Raw genomic sequence first — 12,225 nt, forward strand, 5'->3', positions numbered from 1 at the left:
CCAGTTAAGCTGTATTTTTCTTGGGATCAAGTACATCTCGCAAGCTGTCTCCCAGTAAATTAAAAATAATAACGGTGCTAAATATCGCCAGACCCGGATAAATCAACAACCACGGCGCAGTCTGCAGATATCTTCTGCCTTCATTTAACATGGCCCCCCACTCGGGATTCGGTGGCTGCGCGCCAAGCCCGAGAAACGACAACCCCGAGATGGACAGCATCATCCCCCCCACATCCATCATCGCCATGACGATGAGTGGAGACATCATATTAGGCAGGATCGTCCTGCCGATGATCTGGATCTTACGTGCTCCGCTGAAAGCAGCGGCAGCGACATATTCCTTTTGCTGAAGGGAAATCACCAGGCTTCTGGCCATCCGTGCATATTTCGCCCACCAGACAACCGACAGTGCCAGCACCGTATTGAACAATCCCGGTCCAAGCATGCCTACCACAGCGATCGCAAAAATAAGGCCGGGAAACGCCATTAATGTATCAGACAGCCGCATAAGCACCGTATCCGTCAGACCCCGCGCAAATCCGGCGATGACCCCAATTGCTACACCTAGTACGAACACAATACCAATCATCATAAAGGTTAGCAGCAACGAGGTTCGTGCCCCGTACAGAAGACGTGACAATACACAGCGGCCAAGCTGATCGGTTCCAAGGGGATATTCGGCGTCGGATGGCTGCAACACTTTGGCAAAGTTCGTTGCTAGTGGATCGTGTGGTGCAAGTAGCGGTGCAACCATGGCGAGAATTATCCAGAAGACGGTTAGAGACAGCAGGAATGTGAACCAACGATTTTGCAGTAATACAAGTCTGAAGGCTCTCATCTATACATCCACATCCAGTCGGATTCGAGGATCACGAAGATGTGTCCATACGTCAACCAGCAGATTCAGCGTGACATATATGATCGCCATCCAGATGACATACCCCTGAATCAGAGGATAATCCCTTGTAAAAATGGCATCCACCGCCATCTGGCCAACACCCGGCCACACAAATAAACTTTCCACAATGGCTGCACCACCTAACAAGGCACCTGTCGTCATGCCCATAAGGGTAACGATCGGCAGCAGAGCATTAGGGAGAATATGACGTAAAATAATGATCGACTCCTTCACACCTCTGGATCTTGCTCCGATCACATAGTTCTGGCTTGTCTCCTCAAGCAGGACCGTACGAATCTGTCTGCTGTACTGGGCAACAAGTGGAATCGCAAGTGTACATGCGGGCAGAATCAGACTGTTCCAGCCGGCATTGCCCATCACTGGCAGCAGCTTTAGCTGTACACCGAAGACCAACATGAGCAACATACCCAACCAGAAGCTGGGCATCGATAATCCGGCAAAGGAGAACAAACGAATGACATAATCAAGCCATTTGTTGCGATAGACAGCCGACAGCATTCCCAGTGGAAAGGAGACCAGAATAACCAGAAGCATGGCGCTTCCTGTCAGCCAAAGCGTTGCCGGGAGCCGTGCCATGAGCACATCCAGTACTGGACGATTGTATTTATATGACGTACCGAAGTCTCCGGTCACCACCTGTCCCAGCCATGTCCCATATCGATAGAGAAAGGGTTGGTCCAATCCAAGCTCTGACCTCACCTGCCTGACCAGCTCATCCGATGGCGTTACACCTGTAGACATGAGCATAAGTCTGGCTGGATCTCCAGGAGACAGGTAGGTTAGCAGGAATGTCAGGAACGTGATGCCGAACAATACGGCTACCAGTTGTACTAATCGTTTAACGATATATCTGCTCAAGTGCTCAAACGCCCTTCCCCAAAACTTTATGTATGTGCCATGATGTTCTCCTACATATCAAAAAAAGCGTCCCTCTCCGTGTTACTGGATGAGGACGCCTTAAATAAACAGATTTTTAGAAAAAATCATGCTCTCTAAACACCTTCCTATCTCCCGTAGGGTACTACTGTGTTTGTTAAACCTGGCAGGTCTCCTGGCTCCAGAATCATCGTCACTTGCAGCTCCTTCCCGGTCTAAACCAGTGGATTTATCGCTACCTGACTCCTCTGTTACAGTGGCGGGACCGCGCCGGTATCACACCGGACTTCCCTATTAAGCTTCCACCCTGACGGGCAAAGCACCAAGTTCCACATATTCAATTACACTTCTGTATCAGTATAGCGGGACAACGATTAATGATCAAAACTTTTCTTTTAAATTTGAAACACTAGATGCGGCTAATCTCGATTTCTCGAACCCTTTGGAGATACACCGGTCACTCGCTTAAACATCTTCGAAAACAATAATGGGTCCGTATAGCCAACTGAATGTGCCACTTCACTGACCGACAGCCCTGGATTCTGTAGAAGTTCAGCAGCTCGATTCATGCGGTACTCCAGGAAAAAGGACTGTAGCGACATGCCATAGCGCTCCTTAAACAACCCCGATAGATACGTGCGATCCAGCCCCACAGCTTGTGCAATATCCAGAATGGAGGTTCGCTGGCTGTACCTGTTCTCCATAAACTGAACTGCCTGTCGGATGTACGTCTCTTTGCTCGAAAGGAGCTGTCCTATTTCCTCCTCCACAGGAGAAGAAGAGATTAATTCTGCCATCAAGCGGTACAAGAGACTCTGGTTCATCACATCACCTCCCGGACGTGTAGAAGCCTGAACCATCTCCGTATACAAGTGTTCCATCGTATTCATATCATGGGCATCATACACTGGTCGCTCTGGACTTAACTGGGCACGTTGCATGAATGCTTTGGCTTGTACGCCCTTGAATCCAAACCATGAATACGTCCAGGGCTCCTGCGGATCTGCCTCATAATGAATAAGTGTATCTGGAAGAATCACAAAGCCCTGTCCCCGATTCAGCTTGTACTCCCGATCCCCCATGTACACAGTGCCTCGTCCTTCATGAATGTAATGCACAACATAGGAATCACGTACACCCGGTCCCCAATAATGTGCAGGATCACATGCCTCCCACCCAAAAAACAACAAAACTAGCTCCATCTGTGTCCAGCCCGTGGGAACCACATTCATCTCAATTGGACTCACGCTATGCCCTCCCTCCTTACTTCCTTTTGCAGATCAACATTTATATACCTAATTAAATTATAACAGCTAAAGTCAATAAATATTAGTTGAAAACGGAAACAAAAATGGGATTATGCCATGTTTGAGAGGGGTTGAGCCATAGTTATATAAGCCGGATCGGCCTATAGTTGGGGTACAACATTTTTCAGGGAGGCTGAACTTAAGATGAACAAAATTACGTTTCTCGGTGCGGGAAGCACCGTCTTTGTTAAAAATGTATTGGGTGATGTCATGATGACCGAAGCACTGCAGGATTTTGAGCTGGCATTGTTTGATATCGATGCTGAACGTTTGAGCGACTCAGAGCGATTGCTGACCAGTCTGGCCCGTTCGATTGGAAGTCGTTGTGTCATTAACGTATATCATGATCGCAAAGAAGCGCTGCGTGGAGCCAAATATGTCATCAACGCCATTCAGGTCGGTGGATATGATCCATGTACCATTACGGACTTCGAGATTCCGAAAAAATACGGACTACGTCAAACGATTGCAGATACACTCGGCATCGGTGGAATTTTCCGTAATCTGCGTACGATTCCGGTCATGCTGGATTTTGCCCGGGATATGCAGGAAGTATGTCCGGATGCCTGGTTCCTGAACTATACCAACCCGATGGCTGTGCTTACCAACGTCATGAACGTGCATGGTGGGATCAAAACCGTAGGATTGTGTCATAGTGTACAGGTATGTGTGCCGCATATGTTCGATGCACTGGGGATCGATCAGACAGGCGTCGTAGCCAAAATTGCAGGCATCAACCACATGGCGTGGCTGCTCGAAGTTACAAAAGACGGGCAGGATCTGTACCCCGAGATTAAACGTTTGGCGAAAGAAAAACAGAAGGAACAGCATGACGACATGGTTCGTTTTGAGCTGATGCAGCGTTTTGGCTATTATGTAACGGAATCCTCCGAGCACAATGCCGAGTACCACCCTTACTTCATCAAGCGGAATTACCCTGAACTGATTGAACACTTCAACATTCCACTGGATGAGTATCCACGCCGCTGTGTAAACCAGATTGAAGGCTGGAAAGAAATGCGTACCAAGCTGTTTGCCAGCGAAAATATTGAACATACCCGCAGCCGTGAATACGCATCGCATATTATCGAAGCGATGGAGACAAATAACCCGTACAAGATTGGCGGCAACGTCATGAACAACGGACTGATTACGAACCTGCCGCGTGAAGCATGTGTCGAGGTCCCTTGTTTGGTGGATGGATCAGGAATCAGCCCTACGTATATTGGGAATCTGCCTCCACAACTCGCGGCATTGAACCGGACAAACATCAACACGCAACTGCTGACGATTGAAGCAGCAATCACTGGCAAAAAAGAACATATCTATCATGCTGCCATGCTTGATCCACACACGGCTGCCGAACTGTCTATTGATGACATCGTAGCGATGTGTGATGAGTTGATTGAGGCTCACGGTGACTGGTTGCCAAAATACACGTCATAATATAAAAGCACCGTTTCCTTTGCTGTTAAAGGGGACGGTGTTTTGTTCGTTCCATAGCGCTCACCCGCTAAAGCGTGCATCGCATTCATTTGATAAGAAACGCCCCGCTCCCTTGAACCTTATTCGGCAGAAAGCAAGAAGCGATAACCAATGCCAGGCTCCGTCTGAATATATCGGGGATTTGTCGGATCTTCATTTAATTTTTTACGCAGATGTCCCACATATACCCGAAGATAATGGCTATCAGACTCATGATGATGCCCTCCCCATACCTGCTGCAAAAGCTGACGCTGGGTGATGATCTTCCCCGCATTCGAGGCGAGCACCTTCAGCATCTCATATTCGGTTGGGGTTAATTTGACCAAAGCCCCCTCCAGTTCGACCTGCCTTTGGGCCAGATCAATCGTGAGTGATCCAAAGCGCAGTATTGGCTCATCCGTTGTTTTGGCTACATGACGCAGCGCCACCCGAATACGGGCAACCAACTCACCCATTCCGAATGGTTTGGTCACATAATCATCTGCACCAGTATCCAACGCGGCAATTTTGTCTCCCTCCTGATCCTTCGCTGTCAGCACAATAATTGGCACTTGTGACCATTCGCGAATCCGGCGAAGGACCTCCATGCCAGACATGCCCGGTAGACCAAGATCAAGGATGATCAGATCCGGATGTACAATACTGGCCTGAATAACGCCCTCTTCGCCATCCCCACACTCGTGGAGTTCGAATTGGTGTGCCTGAAGGGTGACCTTGAGCAATTTGCGAATCTGCGGCTCATCATCGATCACCAGTATGCGAGCCCCTAGTGGTGCGTTCATGTTATTCTTCAACCTCTCCTTGTTCTGAATAGGGAAACTGTGATCCGTGAGCCTCCATGGGGATATCTATGCGCATTCTCGTCCCCCCGCCCGGATTCGGCTCTGCCACAATGGTACCTCCGTGGACTTCAACAATGCCTTTGCAGATCGCCAGACCAAGCCCCGTTCCTGTGACATGCTGAGTCGACTCTGAGCGATAGAACTTATCAAATATACGCAATCTTTCCGCTTCCGTTATACCGATGCCTTGATCAGCTACCCAGATCGTCAATTGATCTGTACTCTTATCGCTTGCCACAGTGATGACAATCGGGCTCTCATCAGGCGAATATTTGATGGCGTTGCTGACGATATTGACCAGCACCTGCTCCAGCAATACTTCATCTCCGTAGATAAAGGCAGGGTCATCAGGCAGGTCAACTTGAATGTTGAGATGCGGACTGAATCCCCGAACTTGTGTCAGTACAACGCTAATGATGTCTCCCACGTCACACCATTTCCTGTTCAGTTGCAACATGCCGCTCTCCAGCCGAACCATACCCAGCAGATTCGTGACGAGACGATTCATGCGCAAAGCTCCATCCCGAATGTTGCCTGTTAATTCTCTCCGATCCTCGGGTGTAAAAAGAGTATCATTCTCCAACAATCCCGTAGCCGAACCGATAATGGCGGTTAGGGGCGTACGCAATTCATGAGAGACAGAGTCCAGCAACACTGTGCGTATGCGCTCTGATTCAGCAGTGATCTGCGCCAACCGGGCCTCTTCCGCCAACTTCACTCGGGCAATGGCACCTGCGGCCAGCCCACCGCATGCCTCCAACAGCCGAAGCTGTTCTTGCTGCTCATGAATCTCGCCAGCGTCCATGCTCACGGCAAGTACGCCATGAATCTGCTCCTCTGTGCGTAGCGGTACGTAAAGTCCGGGAGATTCCCGTAAAGCGGATGATCCCTTACCTGCGATCTGTCCGTGATGATACACCCATTTGGCAATGGCAATTTCCGACTCCCCATCTCCCCAGCCATCCTTTTCCCCTTCTGATGCGGGTGTGGATGCGGAAGAGCTTGTAACCAGCAAATCCCCCTGTCCATCCGGAAGATACACAGCTGCTGGCTTACCCAGGGTAAGCGATACTTGGGTTGCAATGTTAACCAGCAACGTATTCAGATCCGTAATGGCTGTCATCTGACGACTCAATGCGTACAGGGAGTTAGTCGTGGCCTCACGTGCTTTTACCATCTCCAGTTGTTGTCGCAATCGACCTGCAAGACTCGCTGTCAGGATCGCCACCGCAAGATACACGACAAAGGAAATGAGATACCTCAAGTCTTCTACCGTAAAGCTCAAATACGGCGGTACAAAAAAGAAGTCAAACATAATGACGCTAAAACTGGCGGCATATACAGCTGGCCCCATTCCCCAATACACGGCACTCACCAGTACGGGAAACAGGTATACAAGCGCTACGTTAACCAGATCACCGCTCATGCCGATGGCATGAAGCAGTAAAGTGAGCAGCGTTACCCCGAGGGTCACCCATACATATGCCGGAACCCGTTTCCCATGGGATGCCCGCGATTCTTTTTTTATTCGTTCAGACAAAATCATTCACATCCCGCTCAGTTCATAATCATAATCTGCAACGATCAATACATCCAGATGCCGAGACAATCGTACAAGTCGGTTGACCACTGAGCCCGAGCCGCGGTAACCATTCAGCCACCACACCCGTCTTGCCTGCCCGACCACCAGCTGGGTTGCTCGCGCCTCCGATGCTTTTCTTGCCAATATCCCAGGTACATCTCGCAGCTTTGGACTGTGGTGGATGTGAAATTGACCGCCAAGCCGAATCGTCAGCTGTTCCAAGGCTTCCAGATGGCACTTCACTTCGTCACTCATGGACTCACCGATGTGGATATGGTGTACATGCCAGATGGCTTTTAGACGATAAGCCATACGGAATCCACGCCGGATCAGCCGCTCGGCATGACGATCACTGCTTACACATACGAAGACGGCTTCCTGTCTGCGCCAAGGTCCTCGAAGTGCAATTTTGGCGTGCTGTGCTTCAAGCCGTTCATCGACATCGTCCGCCAGTTCGCGCAGGGCAAGTTCACGCAAGGCAATCAGATTGCCAATTTTGAAGAAATTCGCAAGGGCTTGCTCGACCTTGGCAGTTGCATAGATTTTACCCTCCCTCATGCGCTGCCGCAAGGCCTGGGGTGCCACATCAATCAGCTGCACCTCATCCGCCATCTGAATGATCCGATCGGGCACGGTCTCGCGGACACGAACACCGGTAATATGTTCAACGGCATCATTCAAACTTTCGAGATGCTGTACATTCATTGTCGTAATCACCGAGATGCCTGCATTCAGCAGGAGCAGGACATCTTCATAACGCTTTTGCCAGACACTTCCGGGCACATTCGTATGCGCCAGTTCATCCACAAGCACCACTTCCGGACAAAGATGCAGAATGGCCTCCGTGTCCATTTCTTCCAGACGAGCCTCCTGATAAACTCGCTGTGCGCGAGGGATCACAGATAGGTGACCCATCTGCTCCACGGTTTCCGCCCGCCCATGGGTCTCCAGCAAGCCGATCTGTACATCGATGCCCTTACGGAGCAAATCATTGCCTTCACGCAGCATCATGTAGGTTTTGCCCACACCGGGTGCGGCTCCGATATATATTTTGAATGTGCCACGCTGAATCTGACCAATCTGTTCCTTCATTTCCTGTTCGCTTAGTCTGCGGTATGTCAGCGACTCCACATCGTTAACCTTAGCCGGAACCACACGTTCACCCTCCCGAGCCGCTCGATCAGCAACCAGAAACAGGTCCACACCACGTAATCTGCGTAACAGTGAGTTAACAACGGACCCTTGCCACAATTCCTGCCAGCGCGTACGCCGGGAGTGTCCCATCACAATCCGGGTAATCTGGTGCTCCATGGCGTAACGTGCCAGCGTAGACGGGATGTTGCGAGGGTGTAATATAGACAGCTCCTCCATATGGCCGCCAAACTTCTCTACCAACTTGATCATATTCCGTCGAAATACGGTTGCCTCCTTGGTTAATGGCTGCTTCATATTCCGAAAAACCACGGCGCACAAATCCCCATTCAGCCGTTTGGCAATCTGTTGTCCGCGCCGGATATAGATCGAGCCGTTCCAATGATATTGCGTGGACACCAGAATCCGTTCCATGATGCCTGTTGTGACGGTAATTCCCATCTCTTCCCGATGCTCACGCAGGGATTCATTCACCCCTTCTGCCACCAATCTCAGTGCCAGTTCGCGCAGAATACCCAGATTGCCTTGACGAAATACAGCTTCTCCCTCATGCCCCTGCAAATGACCTTCTGCAAGACGGCTCAGTATCGTTTCCGGCGTGACGTCTATCAGCTTCACTTCATCCGCAAGCTCCAATGTATCCGCAGGTACCGTATGTTCTGCTGCGATACCCGTAAGTTGTCGTGCCAGCTCGGTATACCCTTCAAGCTCATACACATTCACCGTCGTCATGACACTGATGTTGTTTCGGAGCAAAAACTGAATGTCCTCCAGCCGGGTAGCATACCGAGCGCCTTCTCTGTTGCGATGAGCCAAACCATCCACCAGCACAACCTCCGGATTACGCACCAATAGTGCATCCAGGTTCAGATCCTTCATTTCTACATCATCACTCTGGCGTAACCAGTGAATGCTTGGAATCCGTTCAAGTGCGCCAAGCTGTTCCACCGTTTCCGGTCTGCGCATTGTGGAGACGGCGCAGATGACCACATCAATGCCCTGCTCGCGCAACGTATTCCCTTCTCGTAACATGTGATACGTTTTACCCGATCCGCTGACTGGGCCGATGTAGATTTTGAGCGTACCCTGCTGCAGCTTCGTAATCATCTTCAGCATCTCTTCCGGTGACTTGCGCTTGAAGCTGTCTTCCATCCGTCCTCTCCCCCTTTCTTGTTAATGTGAAGATAAAAATGGAGAAAGCCCCTCCCGATATATCGTGAGCAGGCTAATATGTTCGTTAGTTCATTTCTGCTGTCAGCGCCAGATTCAGAGCCGTTACATTCACACGTGGTTCCCCGAATATACCCATCTGACGACCTTCCGTATGCTCATTTACAAGTTGCACAAGCTGCTGTTCACTAAGCCCCGTAGCTTTGCTAATGCGTGGAATCTGTGCCTCAGCGGCTTCGGGAGAGAGATCCGGATCAAGTCCAGAGCCTGAACCCGTCACGAGATCAGCAGGGATCTGCTTCAATCCCGGATTTTCCTGCTGGAGCTGAGCCATCTTTTCCTTCATCTCGCCGATATATTCCTCCGAAGCTACCGCGCGATTCGAACCTGCTGAAGCCGTTGGGTCATAACCGGCATTGGATGCCCGGGGTTGGAACAGCCCCGGCGATTGGAAATCCTGCGCCAGCAGGGACGAGCCGATGATTTTCTCATCTTGCGCAATTAGACTACCGTTCGCCTGCGCAGGAAAGAGAAGTTGGGCTGCACCAGTTGTTACAAGCGGGTAGATTAAGCCGCATATCAACATAAGCACAACAGATAACCGTACGGCGGGCAAGAACATGTTCATACAGATCACTTCCTGAATTCATTAGGATAAAAGGACAAGTTTGATAACATTGTTATCTCGTTAAAGAATTCCCGACAGAACCATGTCAATCAGCTTAATGCCGATAAAAGGTACACTCACACCACCTACGCCATAGATGAACACATTGCGGCCAAGCAGCCTTTCGGCTGACATCGCCCGATACTTAACCCCTTTCATCGCAATGGGAATAAGCAGCGGAATAATAATGGCGTTGAAGATCAGCGCCGACAGGATTGCGGACTGCGGCGAAGCCAGATTCATAATATTAAGTGCCTGAAGCTGCGGCATGGCGAGAATGAACATCGCTGGAATGATGGCAAAATATTTCGCGATATCATTGGATATCGAAAAGGTTGTCAGTGCGCCGCGTGTAATCAGCAGCTGCTTGCCAATGGAGACCACCGACAATAACTTGGTCGGGTCAGAGTCCAAATCAATCATGTTGGCCGCTTCCTTGGCCGCCATGGTGCCCGAATTCATCGCCAGGCCCACATCGGCCTGCGCCAGAGCAGGAGCATCGTTGGTACCGTCGCCCGTCATGGCGACGAGTTTGCCCTCCTGCTGCTCTTTTTTGATCGCAGCAATCTTGTCCTCGGGCTTTGCTTCGGCAATAAAATCATCCACACCCGCTTCCAGCGCTATGGTCGCTGCGGTCAGCGGATTGTCGCCTGTACACATTATGGTCTTGATGCCCATGGCGCGCATCTCGGCAAACTTCTCTTTCAGCCCTGGCTTCACAGTGTCTTTCAGATAAATCACACCGTAGATTCGCTCATCGATAGCTACAGCAAGCGGCGTACCCCCAGCCTTTGCAATTCGATTTGCAATCTCATCCAGATCACCCGGTATACGGCCTCCTGCGGAAGCAATATATCTTTTGATCGCATCCACCGCACCTTTGCGGATCTTCATTCCGTTGCTCAGATTGAGACCGGACATCCGTGTCTCTGCCGTGAATTCCACATTTTCCGCATTTGCATACTCCGTCTCAGCCCAGCTCTGGCCTTGTTTGCCTGCCAGTTCCACCACAGAACGCCCTTCCGGGGTCTCATCTCGCACAGAAGCCTGTAAAGCAGCTTGCGTCATCTCTGACGAAGTAATGCCCTGAACGGGAATAAACTCTGATGCCATGCGGTTTCCGTATGTGATCGTTCCTGTTTTGTCTAGAATCAACGTATCGATATCCCCAGCTGCTTCCACCGCTTTACCTGACATGGCAAGCACATTGAACTGTGTAACACGGTCCATCCCGGCAATACCAATGGCGGATAACAATCCACCAATTGTGGTTGGGATCAAGCAGACGAGCAGTGCAATCAATGTCGCCAGATCCAGTCTAATACCCAGGTAATTTGCCATCGGAACCATCGTCAGAATGACGATTAAGAAGATCAGGGTTAATACGGCGAGCAGGGTGGTCAGCGCGATTTCATTAGGTGTTTTCTGGCGCTGTGCACCCTCAACCAGAGAGATCATCCGGTCAAGGAATGACTCACCCGGATCGGTCTGAACACGCATGACGATGTAATCGGACACGACGCGGGTACCTCCGGTAACCGAGGAGAAATCACCTCCTGCTTCCTTGATGACTGGGGCGGATTCTCCTGTAATGGCCGATTCATCAATGGAGGCCAGGCCTTCCACAATCTCACCGTCCGTCGGGATCAGTTCACCAACTTCCACACGGACCGTATCGCCTTTTTTCAACTGGGTCGAAGACACTTGCCGGATGCTTCCATCCTTCTGTACCAGATTGGCCATGGTGTCCGACTTCGTCTTGCGTAACGTATCCGCCTGCGCCTTGCCTCTACCTTCTGCAAGTGCCTCCGCGAAGTTAGCGAACAGCAGCGTGAACAGCAAAATGAAAAACACAGCGATGTTGTACCCGCGCCCAGCCTCCGATGCGGTGAAGAGATCGGGATTAATGCATAATAAGAGCGTAATGAATGTACCAACCTCGACAATAAACATGACCGGATTTTTGATCATGACCACCGGATTTAGCTTTTTGAACGCATCCATTGAAGCCTGAAGTATCATCTCCTTGCTTAACGACCGTTTTGATCCGGGATCACGTTGAATATTACCGCGGTTGTTATCCGGCTCATTGCCCTTCGTTCTAAATACTTCTGTATCCATGTGTTGCATCGTCTGCTCCTTCTTTCGTTCGACTGCATTCATCGTGCACTGCCACCTCCATACGTTACGTCCTTACACCAATTCCTCTGTAGTACCCCTGTCAT

Annotated in this window: 9 protein-coding genes and 1 riboswitch; of the genes, 1 reads left to right on the top strand and 8 read right to left on the bottom strand. The window is 50.3% G+C overall.

Going from position 1 to position 12,225, the window contains the following annotated elements; genetic code table 11:
- Positions 1–4: 4 nt before the first annotated feature.
- The 3 genes from nikC to PAHA3_RS26655 form a co-directional block, all read right to left on the bottom strand.
- Positions 5–838: a nickel transporter permease gene (nikC, locus tag PAHA3_RS26645; protein ID WP_062837695.1), complete on the bottom strand. Its 834-nt coding sequence runs from the start codon at positions 836–838 to the stop codon at positions 5–7.
- Entirely contained in the window at positions 839–1,777 is a 939-nt protein-coding gene (gene nikB / locus PAHA3_RS26650) for a nickel ABC transporter permease (protein ID WP_062837696.1), read from the bottom strand. It lies immediately after the preceding gene.
- 166 nt (positions 1,778–1,943) lie between these two features.
- Positions 1,944–2,137: riboswitch (cobalamin riboswitch) on the bottom strand.
- A gap of 77 nt (positions 2,138–2,214) precedes the next feature.
- Positions 2,215–3,042 carry an AraC family transcriptional regulator gene (locus tag PAHA3_RS26655; RefSeq protein WP_082763024.1) on the bottom strand — a complete coding sequence of 276 codons (828 nt, stop codon included), beginning with the start codon at positions 3,040–3,042 and terminating at the stop codon, positions 2,215–2,217.
- Between the two features lie 204 nt (positions 3,043–3,246).
- Here PAHA3_RS26655 and PAHA3_RS26660 point away from each other — a divergent pair, with 204 nt between their 5' ends.
- On the top strand, positions 3,247–4,548 hold the full coding sequence (locus PAHA3_RS26660; protein ID WP_062837697.1) for an alpha-glucosidase/alpha-galactosidase: 1,302 nt from the start codon (positions 3,247–3,249) through the stop codon (positions 4,546–4,548).
- A gap of 119 nt (positions 4,549–4,667) precedes the next feature.
- Here PAHA3_RS26660 and PAHA3_RS26665 read toward each other — a convergent pair whose 3' ends face one another.
- The 5 genes from PAHA3_RS26665 to kdpB all read right to left on the bottom strand — a co-directional run bounded on the left by PAHA3_RS26665 (position 4,668) and on the right by kdpB (position 12,022).
- Entirely contained in the window at positions 4,668–5,369 is a 702-nt protein-coding gene (locus PAHA3_RS26665) for a response regulator (RefSeq protein WP_062837698.1), read from the bottom strand.
- 1 nt (position 5,370) lies between these two features.
- Positions 5,371–6,975 carry an ATP-binding protein gene (locus tag PAHA3_RS26670; RefSeq protein ID WP_235599577.1) on the bottom strand — a complete coding sequence of 535 codons (1,605 nt, stop codon included), beginning with the start codon at positions 6,973–6,975 and terminating at the stop codon, positions 5,371–5,373.
- Positions 6,976–9,315, bottom strand: a complete 2,340-nt coding sequence (locus PAHA3_RS26675; protein WP_062837699.1) for a histidine kinase — start codon at positions 9,313–9,315, stop codon at positions 6,976–6,978.
- 85 nt (positions 9,316–9,400) lie between these two features.
- The gene (gene kdpC / locus PAHA3_RS26680) at positions 9,401–9,961 is read right to left on the bottom strand and encodes a potassium-transporting ATPase subunit KdpC (protein WP_062837700.1); all 561 of its coding nucleotides are present in this window, start codon (positions 9,959–9,961) and stop codon (positions 9,401–9,403) included.
- Between the two features lie 60 nt (positions 9,962–10,021).
- A complete protein-coding gene (gene kdpB / locus PAHA3_RS26685) occupies positions 10,022–12,022 on the bottom strand; it encodes a potassium-transporting ATPase subunit KdpB (protein ID WP_062837782.1) in 2,001 nt (666 codons plus the stop codon).
- Between the last annotated feature and the right edge of the window lie 203 nt (positions 12,023–12,225).

The organism is Paenibacillus amylolyticus, assembly GCF_001570725.1.
Classification (GTDB): Bacteria; Bacillota; Bacilli; order Paenibacillales; family Paenibacillaceae; genus Paenibacillus; species Paenibacillus amylolyticus_A.

What these genes read in the sequence shown, in the direction of transcription:
- PAHA3_RS26670 (WP_235599577.1), bottom strand. Translation starts at nt 6,975, where the DNA reads ATGATTTTGTCTGAACGAATAAAAAAAGAATCGCGGGCATCCCATGGG.
- PAHA3_RS26665 (WP_062837698.1), bottom strand. Translation starts at nt 5,369, where the DNA reads ATGAACGCACCACTAGGGGCTCGCATACTGGTGATCGATGATGAGCCG.
- kdpB (WP_062837782.1), bottom strand. Translation starts at nt 12,022, where the DNA reads ATGATACTTCAGGCTTCAATGGATGCGTTCAAAAAGCTAAATCCGGTG.
- nikC (WP_062837695.1), bottom strand. Translation starts at nt 838, where the DNA reads ATGAGAGCCTTCAGACTTGTATTACTGCAAAATCGTTGGTTCACATTC.
- PAHA3_RS26675 (WP_062837699.1), bottom strand. Translation starts at nt 9,315, where the DNA reads ATGGAAGACAGCTTCAAGCGCAAGTCACCGGAAGAGATGCTGAAGATG.
- PAHA3_RS26660 (WP_062837697.1), top strand. Translation starts at nt 3,247, where the DNA reads ATGAACAAAATTACGTTTCTCGGTGCGGGAAGCACCGTCTTTGTTAAA.
- kdpC (WP_062837700.1), bottom strand. Translation starts at nt 9,961, where the DNA reads ATGAACATGTTCTTGCCCGCCGTACGGTTATCTGTTGTGCTTATGTTG.